At 46.2% G+C, this 18,720-nt stretch carries 19 protein-coding genes and 1 riboswitch; of the genes, 12 read left to right on the top strand and 7 right to left on the bottom strand.

Annotated elements, in window-relative coordinates:
* Window positions 1-52 precede the first annotated feature (52 nt).
* From RIN81_RS14480 to RIN81_RS14455, 6 genes are all read left to right on the top strand, one after another.
* Window positions 53-1,657: an ATP-binding protein gene (locus RIN81_RS14480; RefSeq protein ID WP_309091341.1), complete on the top strand. Its 1,605-nt coding sequence runs from the start codon at window positions 53-55 to the stop codon at window positions 1,655-1,657.
* Window positions 1,654-2,328, top strand: coding sequence for a response regulator (locus tag RIN81_RS14475; protein ID WP_309091339.1), 675 nt, complete (start codon window positions 1,654-1,656; stop codon window positions 2,326-2,328). Before RIN81_RS14480 ends, RIN81_RS14475 begins: the two co-directional genes overlap by 4 nt.
* A gap of 67 nt (window positions 2,329-2,395) precedes the next feature.
* A complete protein-coding gene (locus tag RIN81_RS14470) occupies window positions 2,396-3,346 on the top strand; it encodes a bile acid:sodium symporter family protein (protein ID WP_309091337.1) in 951 nt (316 codons plus the stop codon).
* Window positions 3,343-4,920, top strand: a complete 1,578-nt coding sequence (gene dcuS, locus RIN81_RS14465; protein ID WP_309091335.1) for a DcuS/MalK family sensor histidine kinase — start codon at window positions 3,343-3,345, stop codon at window positions 4,918-4,920. Before RIN81_RS14470 ends, dcuS begins: the two co-directional genes overlap by 4 nt.
* Window positions 4,917-5,621, top strand: a complete 705-nt coding sequence (locus tag RIN81_RS14460; RefSeq protein WP_309091333.1) for a response regulator — start codon at window positions 4,917-4,919, stop codon at window positions 5,619-5,621. Before dcuS ends, RIN81_RS14460 begins: the two co-directional genes overlap by 4 nt.
* A 117-nt stretch (window positions 5,622-5,738) precedes the next feature.
* The gene (locus RIN81_RS14455; RefSeq protein WP_309091331.1) at window positions 5,739-7,073 is read left to right on the top strand and encodes a 2-hydroxycarboxylate transporter family protein; all 1,335 of its coding nucleotides are present in this window, start codon (window positions 5,739-5,741) and stop codon (window positions 7,071-7,073) included.
* Window positions 7,074-7,112: 39 nt separating this feature from the next.
* On the opposite strand, the gene RIN81_RS14450 is transcribed toward RIN81_RS14455, so the two are convergent.
* On the bottom strand, window positions 7,113-7,337 hold the full coding sequence (locus RIN81_RS14450) for a hypothetical protein (protein ID WP_309091329.1): 225 nt from the start codon (window positions 7,335-7,337) through the stop codon (window positions 7,113-7,115).
* Between the two features lie 165 nt (window positions 7,338-7,502).
* Between RIN81_RS14450 and RIN81_RS14445 the strand changes: the two genes are divergently transcribed.
* The gene (locus tag RIN81_RS14445) at window positions 7,503-8,912 is read left to right on the top strand and encodes a DHA2 family efflux MFS transporter permease subunit (protein WP_309091327.1); all 1,410 of its coding nucleotides are present in this window, start codon (window positions 7,503-7,505) and stop codon (window positions 8,910-8,912) included.
* A 477-nt stretch (window positions 8,913-9,389) separates the two neighbouring features.
* On the opposite strand, the gene RIN81_RS14440 is transcribed toward RIN81_RS14445, so the two are convergent.
* Genes RIN81_RS14440 through RIN81_RS14420 form a run of 5 tightly spaced genes read right to left on the bottom strand, consistent with a single transcriptional unit; the run spans window position 9,390 to window position 13,087 of the window.
* Window positions 9,390-10,415: a ThiF family adenylyltransferase gene (locus tag RIN81_RS14440; protein WP_309091325.1), complete on the bottom strand. Its 1,026-nt coding sequence runs from the start codon at window positions 10,413-10,415 to the stop codon at window positions 9,390-9,392.
* Window positions 10,412-11,179, bottom strand: coding sequence for a thiazole synthase (locus RIN81_RS14435; RefSeq protein ID WP_309091323.1), 768 nt, complete (start codon window positions 11,177-11,179; stop codon window positions 10,412-10,414). Before RIN81_RS14435 ends, RIN81_RS14440 begins: the two co-directional genes overlap by 4 nt.
* 2 nt (window positions 11,180-11,181) lie before the next feature.
* Window positions 11,182-11,385 (bottom strand): sulfur carrier protein ThiS, encoded by a 204-nt coding sequence (thiS, locus tag RIN81_RS14430; protein ID WP_309091321.1) that lies wholly within the window; start codon window positions 11,383-11,385, stop codon window positions 11,182-11,184.
* Window positions 11,382-12,518: a glycine oxidase ThiO gene (thiO, locus tag RIN81_RS14425; protein ID WP_309091319.1), complete on the bottom strand. Its 1,137-nt coding sequence runs from the start codon at window positions 12,516-12,518 to the stop codon at window positions 11,382-11,384. The genes thiS and thiO overlap by 4 nt, the downstream gene beginning before the upstream one ends.
* Before the next feature lie 8 nt (window positions 12,519-12,526).
* Window positions 12,527-13,087: a thiamine phosphate synthase gene (locus tag RIN81_RS14420; protein ID WP_309091317.1), complete on the bottom strand. Its 561-nt coding sequence runs from the start codon at window positions 13,085-13,087 to the stop codon at window positions 12,527-12,529.
* Between the two features lie 73 nt (window positions 13,088-13,160).
* A riboswitch (TPP riboswitch) is annotated at window positions 13,161-13,271 on the bottom strand.
* Between the two features lie 167 nt (window positions 13,272-13,438).
* On the opposite strand from RIN81_RS14420, the gene RIN81_RS14415 reads away from it, so the two are divergent.
* On the top strand, window positions 13,439-13,585 hold the full coding sequence (locus RIN81_RS14415; RefSeq protein WP_309091315.1) for a Fur-regulated basic protein FbpA: 147 nt from the start codon (window positions 13,439-13,441) through the stop codon (window positions 13,583-13,585).
* A gap of 7 nt (window positions 13,586-13,592) precedes the next feature.
* Here the strand turns inward: RIN81_RS14415 and RIN81_RS14410 are convergent, their stop codons facing one another.
* A complete protein-coding gene (locus RIN81_RS14410) occupies window positions 13,593-14,825 on the bottom strand; it encodes an MFS transporter (protein WP_309091313.1) in 1,233 nt (410 codons plus the stop codon).
* 110 nt (window positions 14,826-14,935) lie between these two features.
* Here RIN81_RS14410 and RIN81_RS14405 point away from each other — a divergent pair, with 110 nt between their 5' ends.
* The 4 genes from RIN81_RS14405 (at window position 14,936) to RIN81_RS14390 (ending at window position 18,703) form a co-directional block, all read left to right on the top strand.
* Complete coding sequence (locus RIN81_RS14405) at window positions 14,936-15,832, top strand: LysR family transcriptional regulator (protein ID WP_309091311.1); 897 nt, start codon at window positions 14,936-14,938, stop codon at window positions 15,830-15,832.
* Window positions 15,833-15,894: 62 nt separating this feature from the next.
* Complete coding sequence (locus RIN81_RS14400; protein ID WP_309091309.1) at window positions 15,895-16,899, top strand: lactonase family protein; 1,005 nt, start codon at window positions 15,895-15,897, stop codon at window positions 16,897-16,899.
* Between the two features lies 1 nt (window position 16,900).
* Window positions 16,901-17,680, top strand: coding sequence for an SDR family oxidoreductase (locus RIN81_RS14395; RefSeq protein ID WP_309091307.1), 780 nt, complete (start codon window positions 16,901-16,903; stop codon window positions 17,678-17,680).
* 153 nt (window positions 17,681-17,833) lie between these two features.
* Window positions 17,834-18,703, top strand: a complete 870-nt coding sequence (locus RIN81_RS14390) for a DUF6612 family protein (protein WP_309091305.1) — start codon at window positions 17,834-17,836, stop codon at window positions 18,701-18,703.
* Window positions 18,704-18,720 lie beyond the last annotated feature (17 nt).

Genomic DNA, 18,720 nt, shown 5'->3' with positions numbered 1-18,720 from the left:
AACATGGTAAAATACATGTACACGAGAATCTTTTAGAATGGCGGCGTTATGAATGGTACGTATTCCAATTCAGGGGAAAATAACAGGGCTGATCATATTTATACTCCTTTTCTCTTTTTTTGCACTTGGCATTGCCCTAACCGGCAATTATCTTCAAACGAGAGAGAGCGAGCTGCGGGACCGGGCCATTTTAACGGCGCGGACAGTCGCTGAACTGCCTGGTGTACCGGGTGAACTCGCTTCGTCGGGCAGTGTCACAAAAGAAGCGGTGGAGGCAGTGGAAGAACTGCGGGTGATTAATGGAGCGGATTATATCGTTATTTTAAACATGAACCGTATCAGACTTACTCATCCGATCAACAGCCAGATTGGTAAAGTATCGGAAGGGGAAGATGAAGGGCCCGCTTTTGCTGAGCATGCTTATGTATCAAGAGGAAAAGGTGAAGCGGGTACGATGATCCGGGCTTTTGTGCCAATCATGGATGCATCACACAATCAGGTTGGCGTTGTAATTGCGGGATACAAACTGCCAGAAATTGTAGATATGCTGCTGTCTGTAAAAAAAGAGATATTCATTGCGACTGGTATCGCATTGTTTATTGCCCTGTGGGGAGCGTATATGATGGCAAGGGACATCAAGCGGCAGATGTTTCAGCTTGAGCCGCATGAAATTGCGCAGCTCGTTATAGAAAGAACTGAAGCATTCAATGCGATGCATGAAGGAATCATCGCAATTGACAGGGATGAACAGATTACCATCTTTAATCATAAGGCAAAAGAAATGCTTGGTATCAGTGGAGAAGTGATCGGCCGCAGGATCAGGGACGTGCTTCCGGATACCTACTTGCCGGAAATTCTTATGCTGGACCGTCCCATTTTAAATAAGCAGCTGCATATAAGCGATAGAGTCATTGTCTCCAACCGGATTCCCATTCGGGTAAAAAACGTTGCCGTTGGGGCCATTGCCATCTTTCAGGATCGAACACAAGTCACAAAGCTTGCGGAAGAGCTGACCGGAGTGAAGGCTTTTGTGAGTGCCCTGCGTGTGCAAAATCATGAGCACATGAACAAGCTTCACACGATTGCCGGCTTGATTCAGCTCGGGAACCGGGAAAAAGCGCTGGAATATGTGTTTCAAGTATCGGAGGAGCAGGAAGAATTAACCCGCTTTTTAACAAAGAACATCCGCGATGACAGCGTGTCGGGGTTGCTGCTCAGCAAAGTAAGCCGGGGAAAAGAGCTTGGGGTTCAGGTGACCATTGACCGAAACAGCTCACTGCATACGTTTCCGCCCCACATGGATCATCATGATTTTGTACTTATACTTGGCAATTTGATTGAAAATGCTTTTGACTCGTTTGAAGATCCTAAAGAAGACAATGAAGTTTATGTAAGTATTCAGCAAACAAGTGATATTGTTTCGCTTTTAGTTGAAGACAACGGGTCGGGGATCAAGGAAGAAGATCAGCCATTCATCTTTAAGCAGGGCTTTTCAACGAAAGCGTATACAGAAAGGGGGATTGGCCTGCATTTAGTGAGCGAAATCACCGCTAAAGGAAGCGGGCGCATTCACATTGAGTCTGCGCCGGGTGAAGGAACAACTTTTTCTCTTGTATTTCCAATGAAGCCAAAAAAGGATAGGGGGACTGAAATGTGATCAAGGTGCTGCTTATTGAAGATGATTTAATGGTTCAAGAAGTAAACAAGGAGTTTATCAACAAAGTAGACGGATTTGAGGTAATCGGCATTGCGGGCAACGGAAGAGAAGGAATGGAGCTGATCCGCCGCTTGTCTCCGGATCTTATTATTATTGATTTATATATGCCGTTAATGGGCGGGCTAGAGACGCTTCATTTACTGCGGCAGGAAAACATTCAAGTAGACGTAATCGTGATCACGGCCGCAAGTGATATAGATACCGTCCGCCAGGTGATCCAGCATGGCGCATTTGATTATATTATGAAGCCGTTTAAATTTGAGCGGATGAAGCAGGCGCTTGAACATTATCAATCTGTTCAAAATCGATTAAGTGAAAAAGGAAGAATCAGCCAGGAAGAGCTTGACAGCCTTTTGTTTCAAAAAGCAGGCGGACCGGATGAAGCGGAGCAGCTTCCGAAAGGGCTGAATGCTGTTACATTGCAAAAAATTGTTTCACACCTGCAGAAAACGGACAAGCCTTTGTCAGCGGAAGAAGTCGCGGAAGGAGTCGGTGCTGCCCGGGTTACCGTGCGCCGCTACTTAGATTATTTAGAGAAAAGCGGAAAGGTAAAAATTAATATTCAATATGGCGTGATTGGCCGGCCTATCAACCGTTATAAGCTGGCATAACCTGATGCGCCGAATTCTTTTCATAATGATACAATAGAAGCAAACAAAAAGAATGGGGTTCCTTTGTATGCTTCGAGCAATGAACATATTTTTAACGCGGTGGATGCCGCTTTTAACACCTGTGAGTGTTCTTGCCGGCGTTTTATTAGCGGAATGGATTCACTCATGGGTTTTTATTGTGCCATGGGTCTTTGCTTTTATGACGTTTACCGGCAGTTTAAATTCAAATTTCCGGATGCTGCATCATACGATGACTCATCCGTTTCCTGTTTTTCTGGCGCTCGTGATTCTTCACATGATTACGCCGCTGTTTGCCTGGACGGCCGGACATCTTTTATTTCCTGATGATCCGCTGATTGTTACAGGCTTTACACTGGCGCTTGTGATTCCGACTGGAATTACAAGTGTGATCTGGGTAACGATGTACCGGGGCAGTGTACCGCTTGCGCTTGTAATTATTTTACTTGATACAATTCTGTCACCCATTGTTGTGCCGTTCAGCATGTCTGTGCTGGCCGGAAGTAAAGTGGAAATGGATGTTTTCGAGATGATGAGCGGGCTGTTTTGGATGATTGTGCTGCCGTCTTTGCTTGGCATGCTTGTGAACGAGTGGGTAAAATCAGAAAAAGCAAGCCGGATCAGCCAGACACTGTCGCCTTTTTCAAAGTTGTCGCTTCCACTCGTTATTGCGATTAACAGTGCTGTGGTCGCCCCTTATTTACGTGATATTGATTTGAAATTTGTTCAAATTCTCACGACTATTTTATTTGTCGTGTTGTGCGGCTATCTGCTTTCCTGGGCCCTTGCCGTAGCGTGCAGACAGCCGCATGAAACCATTGTGACGCTGATTTACACAGGCGGTATGCGCAATATCAGCGCAGGTGCCGTCATCGCCGTTAACTTTTTTCCACCGCAGGCAGCAGTGCCGGTTGTGGTATGCATGCTCTTTCAGCAAATGCTCGCGGCATTTCATGGGTTTCTGCTTAAAAGAGTGTACCCTAGGGAGGTAAGGGCATGAGAAAAGGAAGATGGAAGCTGCAGACCGTTATTATTGCTTTTGTTTGTGCAGTCGTTGCTTTTTCTCTGCTTGTCACAGATATTTTAGTTACAAAAACCGTTACCGATTCCGTTGAAGCAGGACAAGCAGAAAAAGCGCAAAATGCATCGCGCATGGTGGCGCATACACCGCTTGTCGCTCAAGCGCTTACGGGAGCACGAAGAGAAGAGGACATTCAGGCCTTTGCTAGCGATATCCGCAGGGAAACCGGTGTTCAGTTTGTTGTTGTCATGGATATGAATGGGGTACGCAAGTCACATCCAGACCCTGACAAAATCGGCCAGCCCTTTACTGGCGGCGATGAGGAACATGTACTCGCTGGTGAGGAATATGTGTCTACAGCTGAAGGGACACTGGGACCCTCTGTCCGCTCGTTTACCCCTGTCTTCGATCCAGCTGGAAAACAAGTTGGGGCAGTGGCCGTCGGCATTTCACTGGAAAGTGTTCAAAATGCGGTTGCCAGCAGCCGAAACAATATTCTGGCAGGAACAGCTGCTGGTATTTTGGCTGGTGTTCTCGGCGCTGTACTGCTGGCTCGTTACATCAAAAAAGTGCTGCTTGGCCTGGAGCCTTTTGCGATTGCCCGGCTCGTTGAAGAACGTGATGCCATCCTTCAATCCGTGCATGAAGGCATTATTGCAGTGGACCGCGATTCGACGATTACGCTCATGAACAGGGCAGCCATGTCCCTTTTTAGAGAGGGGAAAACAGAATCGATTCCTCTTCATTCTCTGCAGCGCGTAATGGAAACAGAGCAGCAGGAAATTGATAGGGAGCAGCGGATCAATGGGGTTGAGCTTCTCGTAAACAGCGTACCGATTCACGTGGGGGGAATGCTTGCCGGAGCAGTTGCTACATATCGTGATAAAACAGAAGTAAAACTGCTGGCTGAACAGCTGACAGGGGTTCGTTTATACGCAGACGCACTTCGGGCGCAGACACATGAATTTATGAACAAGCTTCATGTAATCCTGGGAATGGTTCAAATGAAGTCGTATGAGGAGCTTGCCTTGTTTATTCAAGAGACGGTTGATTTTAAAAGCAATGAAATTCAAATGCTGACAGAAAAAATAAAAGATCCGGTACTGGCCGGCTTTCTCGTCGGCAAGCTAAGCTATGCGCGTGAATCAGGTGCTTCTTTGCACCTGAAAAGCGATTTTCCGATTCCGCAGCCGGAAGATCCGGCGCTTACACATGATTTGATTACGGTCGTTGGCAATTTAATTGATAATGCGATCGACGCGGTACAAAAAAGCCGGAAAAAAATCATTCATGTTGCGTTCAGCTATGGAGATGATATTCTAACAGTCGAAGTCGCCGACTCCGGTACCGGTATTGAAGAAGAAAAACAGCATCTCTTATTTGAAAAAGGGTTTTCGACGAAAGGAACCGGCCGCGGGATCGGGCTGTCACTAGTGCAAGATATTCTCGCCCAGCGGGACGGTGAGTTTGATTTGTTATCAGAACTGGGCAAAGGAACAAAATTAACCGTTTATATACCATTCCAGGAGAAAGGAGAGAAAAGGAAAGCATGATACGCGTTTTATTAGTAGAAGATGAACAGCGGGTAGCTGCTCTGCACGCAAAGTATGTAGAAAGCATCAGCGGGTTTTCACTGGCAGCATCGGCTGGAACCGTGGAAGAAGCTATTTCGGTTATAGAAAACCAGGAAATTGACCTTATTCTGCTCGATATTTTCATGCCGGGTTCACACGGATTATCATTGCTTACGTATGTAAGGGAAAAAGAAAAAGAAATAGATGTATTCGTCATATCTGCTGCTTCCGATATGGAACGGGTACAAAAAGCGATTCGCTATGGCGCAGTTGATTATTTAATTAAACCGTTTCAATTTGACCGGTTTGAAGAAGCATTAAAAGAATATCGTGATAAAAGAGCATTTATGACACAATCCCGCCAGGTCAGCCAGGAAGAATTGGACCGCCAGCTGCTTGGCAGGGGAGAACAGGATAGGCCGAAGGATATTCCAAAAGGGCTGACGAAAGCTACACTCAATCAAGTGTGGGAAGAGATTCAAAAAATAGAGGATGCTTTTTCAACAGAAGACATTGTTAAAAGAGTTGGCATTTCCGGTGTGTCTGCACGCAAGTATTTAAAGTTTCTCGCAGATATCGAAGTACTTGATGTAAGGGTGGTTTATGGCACGGTAGGGCGCCCGGTTTATCAGCATACACGCAACCTTTCCAAGGAGTATATAATGAAAAACTTTCTGTAAGCAGTTTGAAACTGCTTACTTTTTTTAATTAAAAAACAATTAAAAAAAGTAAATAATATATGATAACGCTTTAATTCCGGATAAGATGAAGCAAGAAATAAACAGGAGGTTATTACCATGGGAGCAGAACGAAAATTGGAAACGTTTCCTTTAAACGAGCAAAAGCCATCTTTTTTTCAAAAATTAAATAGTATTACTGTAGGACCAGTTCCACTGCCGCTTTATGTGGTGCTGGCTGCTGTTATTTATGCAGCGTCTGTATACAATCAGCTGCCGCCGGACATGATTGGCGGATTTGCCGTTATTATGATTATGGGTATGCTGATGGGCGATCTTGGAATGAAAATTCCCATTTTAAAAGACATTGGTGGTCCAGCCATTTTAGCACTTCTTGTTCCATCTATTTTAGTTTTCTTTGATTTAATTAACCCTAGCGCAACAGAAGCTGTTACAACGCTTATGAAAACATCGAACTTTTTATATTTATATATTTCGGTGCTTGTTGCCGGAAGTATTCTTGGGATGAACCGCAAAGTATTGATCCAAGGGTTTACACGCATGTTTATCCCACTTGTATTGGGAACGCTGGCATCTGTTGTGGCAGGCTGCCTTGTCGGTATGCTGTTTGGCTACAGCATTAAGCATACGTTCTTTTACATTGTTGTGCCAATTATTGGCGGCGGTATTGGTGAAGGTATTCTGCCGTTATCGCTTGCTTACGCGCAAATTTCTGGCGGTGCAGCTGAATCATTTGTTTCTCAAATGATCCCTGCAGCGGTAATTGGAAATATCGTGGCCGTTGTATGTGCCGGCCTTATGATGCGTCTTGGAGAGAAAAAACCTGAATTAACAGGAAACGGTGTCCTTGTTAAATCAAAAGAAGGGGACCAGATTTCCTCAGAAACAACGATTAACAAACCGGTTGATTTCTCGTTAATGGGTGCGGGATTGTTAATTGCCTGCAGTTTCTTTATCTTCGGAAGCTTTGCCCACTTGTTCCTTGGTATCCCGGGCCCTGTATTGATGATTGTCGGGGCAACGTTAGTAAAAGTCTTCCAAGTTATGCCGGCACGAATGGAACAAGGCGCTTATCACTTGTACAAATTCGTTTCAACAAGCTTAACATGGCCTTTAATGGTCGGTCTTGGCATGCTGTACATTCCGCTTGAGGATGTAGTGAAAATTGTAACACCGGCTTACGTGATCGTATGTGCAGCTGTTGTCATTTCAATGGTTGCAACAGGCTACTTTGTCGGAAAGTTCATGAAAATGCATCCAGTTGATGCAGCAATCGTAACAGGCTGCCACAGCGGTCTTGGCGGAACGGGTGACGTCGCGATTCTCTCAGCTTCAAATCGTATGTCACTGATGCCGTTCGCGCAGGTAGCAACACGCTTAGGCGGCGCCTCTACGGTTATTTTAGCGACATTGCTAATGAAAATGTTTGGTTAAAAAAAGAAAAACGCTTATCTCAATCGAGACAAGCGTTTTTTACTTTTTTCTTCTGTTTTGGCGATCCCGGTGGGCGGCAGCCAGCTCTTCTGCATCACCTTTTAGTAAGAAAAATGAAATCACACCGGAAAAAAGGGCCGCTCCCGCTGAAATAAGCAGGCGGGTATCACGTGCAATCATTGCATAATCCTTGTTCAACATCCAGGTGGCAATGGGGAAAACAATTACCATAACAGGAATGACAAAAACAAATCGCTTCAGCATTCTGGCCGAGTCCTTTCCGCTTTTTTCTTAGTGTAGCACATTCTTTTCCAAAAAGCGGGCTGCGCTGGGCTAATGCAGATGAAGAAAAATCCGTCTAACATTTCGTGACACGAAGTTTTTTGTTATAATAGTGAAACAGAATAAACAGAAATCGGGTGTAAAAACGTGGAAGAAAAAAAAGAGACGGCCTTTTGGTCGATTATTTTCGCGGTTTTCTTCGGCAATTTTTTAGCTGTTATGAATACTTCTACTGTAAATGTGGCTGTCCCGGCGTTTATGAACCAATTTCATGCGGATCTGCCGGCAGCACAATGGACGGTAACAGGATTTATGCTGGCAGCCGGAGCAGTAGCGCCGGCGGCAGGCTGGTTCGGTGCGCGCTTTGGCTTTAAGCGTGTGTATTTGACTGCACTTATTGGCTTTTTTGTTTGTTCACTGATCAGTGTATTTGCCTGGAGTATTGAAAGCTTGATTGTGCTGCGTATTCTACAGGGGATATTTAGCGGCATGATTATGCCGTCAACGATGACACTTGTTTACAAAACGATCGAAAGAAAAAAACAGGCATATGGTATCAGCTTATGGAGTTTATCGGCTGTACTTGCTCCGGCTCTTGGCCCGGTACTGGCCGGCTTTTTTATCGATGCCGCAGGCTGGCCGGCGCTGTTTTATGTAAACCTTCCAATTGCAGCGGCAGCTATCTGGGCAGCTGCGGTATTTATTCCCGGGACCGATGCAGGAGCGAAAATGCCGTTTGATCTACCAGGGCTCCTTCTGTCTTTTATTGGCAGTATTCTTCTTTTAACTGCTTTTGCTGAAGGGGAGTCATGGGGGTTCACGAGTGCAAAAACGCTCGGCGTTGCCGGAATCGCACTCGTTTTGCTGTTTTTATTTGTGCGGCGCGAGCTCCGTATCCAGTTTCCGCTGCTGAACTTTGAAGTGCTAACGCACCGCCGTTATGCTTACAGTCTTTTGCTTAGTGCCGTTCTGTCTATTGGGCTGTACGCAGGGGCATTTCTCGTGCCGATTTTTCTACAAAGCTCACTTGGATTTGGCGCCCTGGAAACAGGACTGATTATGATGCCCGGTGCGCTTGTGATGGCGCTGTTTACACCGGTAACCGGCAGGCTGTATGACAAAACAGGTCCGGCGCCTCTTATATTATCAGGCCTTGTCATTATGATTATGGGCAGTTATATGATGGGGAATTTGGATATCGAGACAACGATCGCTTATGTCATTATCTGGACATCGGTGCGCTATCTTGGAATCGCTCTTTGTAATATGCCTATCACCAATGCAGGCATGTCGGCCATCCCAGTGGAGATTGCCGGGTATGCCTCTGCACTCAACAACTGGGCGCGCCAGTCGATTGCTTCTTTGTCTATCGCCTTGTTCTCAGCTCTGCTTGCTTTTCGTTCTTCGATTTATGCAGGAGAAGGAACAGAGGCTCACGCTTCTTCTGCTATGGCAGCAGGGGATGTGTTTGTATACTCGCTCGTTCCGCTTGTAGTAGCATTGCCGCTGTCGTTTTTGTTAAAAGAAAAACGCGCTCTGGCCGGGAAAAGAGGCTAGTTATTGGAACAGCTGAAAAACGAGTGAGCAGACTTTTCATCCTTGGCGGGTTGAGATCGTTCAGACTGTAGACAAATTATATGGATGACTGTGCACATGAATGGGATGGATCGGCGGCATCCAGGCAGCTCCGCTTTCCATGGGGCAGGCGCAGAGCCCGACTTCGCCTGACGGTTTCATCGGTCTCAGCTGCCCGCTCGTCCCATAGGAGTCTGCGCCGCCCTCCCGCCGCCAAGTGGCTTGCGACAAGATGGTATAGAGCTGATAAGGTCGTATCTCTCTGTTTAAAAAAGAGAAAATGTCTATCCGGTCCTTGCTTATGGATCTTCCACGCCACTCAGTGAAGCCTGCCGGACGAAGACTCCCGCACTGTCCTAAGGGGCGCGGAGTCCGGCAGGCTTCACTTATCGGCTCTTTTTTAAAAGCGAAAGACTTTATCTACACACTGAACGATCCGGGGATTCCGGATCGTTTTTTTTATTGGAAATATTGATAATAAACCCGCTTGCTTTCTTCAACAGAAGATACCCCTTGAATCAAAACGCGGCCGTCGCGGAAAGCCGTAACCGTATAAGGTGTTTGCTGAAAAGAAAGCAAAAAGCCATTTTGGTGCGTAATCGTGGTTGTTTGTTTAATATGATCCGCCAGCTGGGCCAGGTTTCGCTTCGTTACATCAGCCGGCCGGATTTGTACCGTGTCGCGTCCGCACAAAACCGCAAACTTGGTTGTCCGCTCGTACGATAAAAATGGATAAACAGGTTCTGTGCCGCAGGAAGGACAGTCTCGTTTTTTCATACGCTGCACATCAACCGACGAAAATTGGTTTTTCCATAAATCAAAGGAAAAAATGGTTCCACGCAGTGCCTCCGTGTTTCCTGAAAGCCATTTGAGCGCTTCCGCCGTTTGAACAGACGCAGTCATTTGCACAGCGGGCGAAATAATGCCGGCGGTGTCACAGGTGGCGCCTGTTCCCGGCATCGTATCCATCAAGCAGTGGAGGCATGGTGTTTCGCCCGGCACGATCAGCATGGATAAGCCGCCCGATGCTACACAAGCTCCATACACCCAGGGAATGCGCTTTTTTTGGGCGACATCGTTTAAGATAAAACGCACATCAAAATTATCGGTGCCATCCACAATCAAATCGATATGGTTTCGGGCCGTGATCTGCTCCAAAAAGGCCGCGTCGGCATCTTGGGTAAGGGCGGTGATGTGAACGTCAGAATTAACTGCGGCCAGTCTTTTTCGCGCTGCCTCTGCTTTTGGCATCCGGTCTACAGCATCTTGCTCAGTGTACAAGTTCTGCCGCTGTAAATTAGAAAAATCTACGTAATCCCGGTCTACAATCGTTACCTGCCCGACACCAGCACGGACAATCATTTCTGCATTAGCCGCACCCAGAGCCCCAGCGCCAATGATCAGCACATGTTTTGTCTGCAGCGAATTCTGTCCGCTTCGTCCAATGCCTGGAAACAACACCTGTCTTGAGTACCGGTCTGTCAAAGCACGCTCATTCCTTCAAGCGGGCTTGAAGCGTTCGCATGAAGTTTTTTAGGAATCCGCCCCGCCTGGAATCCACCCCGTCCGGCAAGCACCGCGTATTTCATTGCTTCGGCCATTTGAACCGGGTCGGCTGCGCCGGAAACCGCTGTATTAAGCAGTACGCCATCCGCCCCAAGCTCCATTGCTTTGGCTGCGTCTGATGGTGTGCCGATGCCCGCATCCACAATAACGGGTACATTCGCTTGCTCAATAATGTAATGAATATTGAGCGGATTGACAATTCCAAGGCCGGTGCCAATGGGGGATGCGCCCGGCATAATCGCATGGCAGCCAAGGTCTTCGAGCCGCTTGGCCAAAAGTACGTCATCTGATGTATACGGAAGAACAATAAATCCTTCTTCTAAAAGCATCTCGGATGCACGCAGGGTTTCAACAGGGTCAGGCAGCAATGTTTTGTCGCAGCCAATGACTTCCACTTTAATCATGTCGCATAAACCGGATGCTTTCGCGAGCTTGGCGATCCGTACTGCTTCTTCCGCCGTTTTGGCGCCCGCTGTATTTGGCAGAAGGGTATATTTTTTAACGTCAATTTTTTCTAAAAAGTTCGGCTGATTCGGCTCGAAAATATTCATTCGCCGCACCGCAAACGTTAAAATTTCTGTTTGAGACGCTTCGACCGCCGCTTTTTGTATATCAAAATCAGGGAATTTGCCCGTGCCGAGCAGCAGCCGGGATTCAAATGAGTAAGGTCCAATCTTTAACATGTTTATCCGCCTCCTACAAATTGTACAATTTCCACACGGTCGCCATTTTCCAGCTTTTGATCGTCCCGTGTTGTTTTATCTAAAATAGACTGATTCAATTCCACAATGGCCAGATCTTTATTTAAACCAAAGTGATCCAGCAGGTCACGTACCGTCCTTACATTTTCCGGTACATCCACTTCGCGTCCGTTTACAGTCATTTTCATACAGGTGCCGCCTCCTTTTGGGGTAAAAAGCGCGCTGGAGAAAACGGCGCAAGACGCGCCGCCGTTCTTGAACAGCCGCTCAAATATTTTTCCATTAATAGCCCAGTGGCAGGGCTCAGCAGGATGCCGTTTCGGTAATGCCCAGTGCATATGTATAAGCCGTCAATAAAAGGGTGCGCACCGATAACAGGAAGATGGTCTGCCGCTTGGGGCCGGACTCCGGACCAGGTGCGTTCGATCATGCCCGTATCTAAAACCGGGAGCAGGCGGGCTGCGCGGTTTAACAGCGAGCGAATGCCGCCTGCTGTAACAGATGGATCAAACGTATTTGGCGTGGAAGTCGCACCGATCAGCATTTCATTGTTTCTTTTTGGCACGATGTAGCAGCCATCAACTGCAAATACCGTTTTAACAGGAGCTTTTTCTGTCAGCTTCACAGATACACATTCGCCTTTTACAGGAATAACGGGCAAAGAGAAGCCGGTGTCTGAAAGAAGAGAAGAACTCCACGCACCCGCTGCGTTAATGACACGATTCGCGTAAACGTCACCCGATTTTGTTTGGACGCCAAGAACTTGTCCATTTTTGATAAGCAGCTTTTGAACGGCGGTGTGCTCATAAACATGAACGCCTGCATTAGCTGCTGAACGAAGCAATGCGAGCGCAAGCAGCGGCGCTTTAACTTGATTGTCTTTTTCTAAATAAATCGCACCGGCTGTACGTCCCGTTAACTGAGGTTCTGTTTTGGGAATCTCTTCAGGCTCAAGCCAGGAAACAGTCGGATCTTTTTCTAATAGAAAGTGGTATTGATGGTCTAAAGCATCCCGATCTTCTTCGGATGCGGCTACTTTCAGCAGGCCGGCTTTTCTGAGCTCAATGTCAACGCCGGACTCTTCAAAAAGCTCATCACGCAGATCGGGGAACAAATCCCTGCTTTCAAGAGCGATTTCCATAAGCGGGTTTTCACACTCAAACTCATTTTGCGCTCCAAGCATACCACCGGCGGCCATCGACGCTTTCCCGGCAGCGCCCGAATCAAACAGCGCAACTGAATAACCTGCTTTGGCAAGACGGTAGGCAATAGAACAGCCAATGACACCGCCGCCGATTAAAATATACTCGTACTTGTCCATATACGGTTTCACACCTTTCTGTTGAAAAAAGCTGAAATCATTGCAACACCGGAAGCACCTGCCTGCCGGACTGCTGGAATATTGCTTTGGTCAATTCCGCCAATAGCGATGACCGGAATGGCAACAGACTCGGTTACTTTATGGAGAGTGTCGAGCCCTCGTCCAGGCAGGTTTTTTTTGGAATTTGTAGCAAATACATGTCCAAAGTAAAGGTAATCAGCTCCTTCGGCTTCCGCCTTTTGGGCAGAAGAAACAGAATGAACGGACCGGCCGGCAAGCTTGTCAGGATGCTTCTGTTTAAAATGTGTCAGCCGTTCATCATATTCAGAAAAGTGAACGCCTAATACCGGCAGAAAGGGCACCAGATCGGGTGATGAGTGAAGAATCAGTTTTTCAGGCGGCATTCCCCGCTCAATCAAGCCGGTCAGGTGAGTGAAAAGCTGTTGTACAGACAATCCTTTTTCTCGGATACAAACAGCATCGATTTCGGGAAAAAGAGAAAGCAGCTTTGTTTGTACATGATCCGGCAGGCCGGCTCCATCAGTTACAGCATGAATCAGCTGCCTCACCTCCTAAAACAAAATAAAAAGCGCTGCTTTCTATAAAAGAAAGCAGCGCTGAATGCACAAAGATAAACCGTTAAAAAGGTTTTCGCCACTTTCCTACGCCAGTATGAACTGGATCAGGTTCCAGGAATCCCAAAGTCACTCACTTTGATCTCAGCCTTTTTAAAAGGCACCTCCAGTGGAAGAATATTTAGTTTTTTTTAGGATAGCACAAATGAAAACAGGTGTCACGATAAATTCGTAAACTAAAAAAGCGCTCTCTTTTTCTTGTCCTTATTTGTCGCAAAGTATGTTTCATAAAGTTTATTCCGGGGGAATAAAATAAAAGCAACAAGAAAAAAGGGGAAGCACACCATGCATACGACAGAAAATGAACAGATGATCTGGATTGAAAAGCTGATGGCTCAAGGGATTTTCAAGCATGGCGACCGCCAGCTTTATGAATTATCAATGGAAGAATTAATGCATTTAAGTAACCAAAGTGAATCAATAGATAATTAAAAACCGCTCAAGCGTTTCCGTGCGCTTGAGCGGTTTTGTTTTTCCAGATGCAATAAACACCGGGCTGTTTGTTTTCAGCATAGAAAATAAGAGGGATCGACCCGGCCAGAAGGGAAAGAATAAAGCCAATGACACCAATCCAATTGAAATGTGCCCAAAACCAGCCGCCGAATGATCCAACAACACTGGAGCCAAGATAATAAAGAAGTAAGTACATAGAAGACGCCTGTGTTTTGTTAAATCCTGCATATTCTCCTACCCATGTGCTTGCGGTCGAATGAGCGGCAAAAAAACCGAACGTAAAAACAGCAATGCCGATAATTTTCATGAAAAGAGAGAGGAAAAGGGTCAGTACGGCACCGGATGCCATGATGCCAATCGACCATTTCAGCAAAAGAGGAGTTCCGTACTTGTCTGCTTTTTTGCCCATATAAACCGCACTGAACGTTCCCGTTAAAAAAACAACAAAAATAAATCCAATCAGCGTCTGGCTAAGCGAATAGGGAGGAGTAATCAGCAAAAAACCAATATAGTTATACAGCGTAACGAAGCTTCCCATTAACAAGAAACCAAGCGAGACAACAGCCAATAAGGGGCGGTTATACAAATGAATTCGGTATGTGAATGCCATTTTTTTGAAAGAAGGCTGCTTCTTCACGGAATGGCGCGGGTTTGGCAGTGAAGTTAAAAAGAGAACACTGGCTGACAGCGCCGTCAGTCCAATTAATAGCAAAGCGATTCGCCAGCTGAAGAAATCGGTTAAAAGCCCCGTTAAGATACGTCCCGACATTCCGCCAATGGTTGTACCGCTAATATAAAGCCCCATAGCCGATCCAACGGCTTTCGGGTTGAATTCTTCCGCTACATATGCCATTGCAATAGCCGGTACACCCGCTAAAAAAAGACCGAGCAGTGCCCGAAAAGCCAGCAGCGTCCAAAAGTTTGGGCTCAAAGCTGTCAAGATTCCGATGATAGAGGCTGCAAACATCGAAACAGCCATCAGCTTTTTTTTACCGTAGATATCAGAAAGCGCGCCTGCTCCGATCATGGAAAGTGCCAAAACACCGGTAGACAGGGACAGAGCGAGACTTGCAGTTGAAGCAGAAACACCAAATTGCTCCGAAAACAGCGGCATGAGCGGCTGTGTGGTATACAGCGTCGCAAAGGTAACGAAGCCTCCTAAAAACAAAGCAAAGCTCGCTTTTTTTTGTTCCACGGTTCCTTTTTCAATAAATGACATGTGCATCCTTCTTTCCTCATCATCCTATGTTTTACTATACGCTTCTGAAAATGATAGTTCCAATTTATAATTAACATAGGAACAATGCGTTTTAGTTATGGAGGGATTCGATGGAATGGCATCAAATTGAAAATGCCGCAGCCGTGGCGCAGACGCGCAACTTTACAAGAGCAGCGAAAAAGCAGGCAATTTCCCAGCCCGCCCTCAGCCGGTCGATCATGAAATTAGAAGAAGAGCTTGGTGCACCTCTTTTTTTACGCGGAAAAAAAGAGGTTCAGCTGACGCAGGCAGGTGTCATTTTTGTTCAGAAAGCGCAGCAGGCACTTCAACTTATGAAAGAAGCAAAGGAAGACATTCAAGAAATTGTATCTCCCGATAAAGGCCATATATCGATTGCTTTTTTACCGACGTTTGGGCCGCATGTGCTGCCAAATTTAATTGCAGAGTACAAGCGGCTCTACCCGAACGTAACTTTTCAGCTTTCTCAGGGAGCAGGAGAAGTCAATATGAAAAAAGTACAGGAAGAAGAAGCAGATTTATGCATTACCGCACCGCCTTATAAACGCCATGACATCGAGTGGACGGTTATTCGGGAAGAGCAGTTGTATATAACCGTTCCCGCGAGTCATCCATTTGCAACACGGCCGTATCTTTCATTCCGTGAAGCAGCAGCTGAACCTTTCGTGACCTTTAAAAAGGGATTTGGCCTCCGATTCATGTTTGATGAGATGTGTGAAGAGCTGGGAATCGAGCCGCAGATCACTTTTGAAGGAGAGGAGGTCCCGACCATTGCCGGCTTTGTCGCAGCAGGGCTGGGCCTTTGTGTACTTCCAAAAAAACCGGAAATTGCTCATGAGCCGCTTGTTTTTATCCAGATCAGCGATTATTCTCTTGTTCGAAAAATTGCGATCGGCGTAAAAAAGCGTGGAGCCTTATCACCGGCTGCCCGCCAGTTTAAAACATTTGCAGAAAAATATCTGCAACAAAATCATGGCGGCCAGGTATGAAAAAGAAAAAGACGGGGTAATAAGAAGAAATAGAATGAAACCGTAAATGGAGGGATTAGCTGGTGAACCACACACTCTGGGCAGGCAGTTATGCCAAAAAAGAAGAGCCGGGTATTTACAAAGTAATCGTAGATACGGAGTCGGAAACGCTGACGATCACAAACCGTTTCAGCGGCGTAGAAAATCCGTCTTTCCTGGCAGAAGCAGATGGTTTTTTATATGCAGCCTCTGAATCAATGGATGGAAAAGCGGTTCTTTTTAGTATTGAGCCTGATGATCTCATTTTGAAAGCAGAAGCTGACGCAGGAGAAATGGCTCCCTGCCATATTTATGCAGAAGGTACATATGCATGGACAGCGAATTATGGAGGATCTGTAACGAAATACGAACGCAACGGTGATACGCTTCAAAAAAACGCTTTTTCAAAACATGAGGGAAGCGGTCCAAACAAAGAAAGACAGGATGCGCCGCACGTTCATTCGGTTACGCCTTTTCCAGACGGGCGTCACTTGCTTGTCTGCGATCTTGGAACAGATATGCTTGTGGTTTACGACAAACATAAACTGGAGATTATAAAAGAAGTTAAAGCGGCACCCGGAGCAGGACCGCGCATGGCTTTTTTTCATCCAGAGCAGCCCGTCGTTTATGTGATGAATGAACTGGATTCTACGGTTTCCGTTTATAAAGTCGGAGATGGGGGCGCTATTACGCATCTCGATACACTTGCCGGGCTGCCGGCCGGTTACAGCGGCGAACATACAGGAGCGGATGTGCAAATAAGTTCCGACCGTCGATTTTTATATGGAGCCATCCGGGGCTGGGATGGGCTGGCGGTTTTTGATATCGGCCCGGACGGCACCTTATCTGAACCGCGTCATGTAAAAGTGGATGGAAAAACGCCCCGCAGTTTTTATGCATTGCCGGATGAGCCTTTTTTAGTGGTGGCTTTCCAAGATTCGGATGAAATCTGCTTGTTTAAAATTCAGCCAAATGGCCTGCCTGTGTTTACAGGGGGAAGAGCCGCTGTCACAAAGCCGGTTTGTGTTATTAAGAGAGGAGAGAGGTAAGATGAATACATCCTTATCAGGTAAAACAGCACTTATCACAGGAGCGGGGTCAGGAATTGGCAGAGCCACCGTGATCAAAATGGCGGAAGCTGGTGCGAACATTATCCTGCTCGACCGCAGCCGGGAAGATTCAGACGAGCTTGTGAGTGAAATCGGCGAAGACCGCGCTTTTCACGTAACAGCTGATGTATCAAAAGCGGATCAGATGGAAAAAGCCATTCGAGAAGGCGCAGAAAGATTTGGCGGAATCGATATTGTTTTTGCCAATGCAGGGCAAAATGGCACTTTTACGCCGCTTGAGCATTTGGAGCCGGACGATTGGAATTCCGTCATGATGACCAATTTAACCGGCACCTTTTTAACATTAAAATACACCATTCCTTACTTGAAAAAGCAGGGCGGCAGCATTATTATCACGTCGTCCATCAACGGGACGCGTACGTTTAAAAACTTTGGATTTTCAGCTTACGCGACTACGAAAGCAGGACAGGTGGGTCTTGGTAAAATGGCTGCGGTCGAGCTTGCGCAGTTTAAAATCCGTGTTAATATCGTCTGCCCGGGAGCCATTGATACGAACATTGACGCCAGCACAAACAAAGAAGAAGAAAAACTGAAAGAAATTACGATTCCGATTGAATACCCAGAAGGCAATCAGCCGCTTGCCGGAGGGTCCGGACAGCCGGAGCAGGTAGCAGACCTTGTTCATTATCTGGCTAGTGACGCGGCCAGTCACGTAACGGGATCTGTTGTGTATGTTGATGGGGTTGAATCGCTTCTGTAAAGGACTTCAGTCATATTTTTATGAAAAAGGAAAACCGGTACAAGCTGGTTTTTCTTTTTTTATGGTCCTTTTTTACTTATTAGGCATTTTTCTAGAACTTTTTTCTTCTTCCTCCGTATGTAGGGTGAGAACCAATGAAAAGGAGAGAAAAAAATGAAAAAGTGGGCTCAGCTGACCGCAGCGGGTTTTCTGACAATGGGTCTTGCAGCATGCGGACAGACAGCGGAACCAACACCGGAAACAACGAAGGAACAAACAAGTGATATGACGCTTGGCGAAGTCTTCAATAAGTCAATGGAGGTTTCAAACGAAACGAAAAGCTTAAGTGCTAAAGTGGACATGACCCAGCAATTGGAGCAGCCGTCTCAAGATTTAAAAATGAAAACCGATTCTGTCATGGAAATGAATATTACGAACGATCCGCTCGCTATTTATCAAAAAGGAACAACGAATATGAATATGGATGGCGCAGAAGAGGGCCAGAAGATGGATATGGAGATGTACATGACGGAACAGGGCTTTTTTATGAAGGATTCAGCAAGCGGACAGTGGATGAAAATGCCATCTGAAATGTACGATCAAATTACGCAAATGACCGATCAGCAGTCGGACCCGTCCCAGCAACTGAAGCAGCTCGAAGTATTTAAAGATGATTTTACTTTTGAACAGACAGAGGATGCTTACATCCTAAAGCTGTCGGCTTCCGGCGACAAATTTAATAAGCTCATTCAAGACCAAATGAAGCAGTTTGTCCCGCAGCTTGAGGGAGAGGAAGACCAGGCGGCCATTGACGAAATGATGAAAGGCATGAACATTGAAAAAGTGGACTACACGATCAATGTAGACAAAGAAACCTTTCAGACTACAGCGGTTGATATGATCATGGATATGACGATGAAAATGGAAGGAGAGTCCATGAAAGTTAATCAAGTAATGAACGCGGACTACAGCAACTACAACAAAGTAAAAGCGATCACTGTTCCGGAAGATATTGTGAAAAACGCACAGGAAATACAGATGTAAAAGAAACCCGCCCTTAA

Source organism: Domibacillus sp. (genome assembly GCF_031181085.1).
GTDB lineage: Bacteria > Bacillota > Bacilli > Bacillales > Domibacillaceae > Domibacillus.
This window is presented reverse-complemented; position numbering and strand designations above follow the sequence as displayed.

Coding starts and splice junctions, on each gene's coding strand:
- RIN81_RS14455 (WP_309091331.1), top strand. CDS start 5,739: ATGGGAGCAGAACGAAAATTGGAAACGTTTCCTTTAAACGAGCAAAAG.
- RIN81_RS14460 (WP_309091333.1), top strand. CDS start 4,917: ATGATACGCGTTTTATTAGTAGAAGATGAACAGCGGGTAGCTGCTCTG.
- RIN81_RS14450 (WP_309091329.1), bottom strand. CDS start 7,337: ATGCTGAAGCGATTTGTTTTTGTCATTCCTGTTATGGTAATTGTTTTC.
- RIN81_RS14410 (WP_309091313.1), bottom strand. CDS start 14,825: ATGTCATTTATTGAAAAAGGAACCGTGGAACAAAAAAAAGCGAGCTTT.
- dcuS (WP_309091335.1), top strand. CDS start 3,343: ATGAGAAAAGGAAGATGGAAGCTGCAGACCGTTATTATTGCTTTTGTT.
- RIN81_RS14470 (WP_309091337.1), top strand. CDS start 2,396: ATGCTTCGAGCAATGAACATATTTTTAACGCGGTGGATGCCGCTTTTA.
- RIN81_RS14480 (WP_309091341.1), top strand. CDS start 53: ATGGTACGTATTCCAATTCAGGGGAAAATAACAGGGCTGATCATATTT.
- RIN81_RS14415 (WP_309091315.1), top strand. CDS start 13,439: ATGCATACGACAGAAAATGAACAGATGATCTGGATTGAAAAGCTGATG.
- thiS (WP_309091321.1), bottom strand. CDS start 11,385: ATGAAAATGACTGTAAACGGACGCGAAGTGGATGTACCGGAAAATGTA.
- RIN81_RS14435 (WP_309091323.1), bottom strand. CDS start 11,179: ATGTTAAAGATTGGACCTTACTCATTTGAATCCCGGCTGCTGCTCGGC.
- thiO (WP_309091319.1), bottom strand. CDS start 12,518: ATGGACAAGTACGAGTATATTTTAATCGGCGGCGGTGTCATTGGCTGT.
- RIN81_RS14395 (WP_309091307.1), top strand. CDS start 16,901: ATGAATACATCCTTATCAGGTAAAACAGCACTTATCACAGGAGCGGGG.
- RIN81_RS14390 (WP_309091305.1), top strand. CDS start 17,834: ATGAAAAAGTGGGCTCAGCTGACCGCAGCGGGTTTTCTGACAATGGGT.
- RIN81_RS14405 (WP_309091311.1), top strand. CDS start 14,936: ATGGAATGGCATCAAATTGAAAATGCCGCAGCCGTGGCGCAGACGCGC.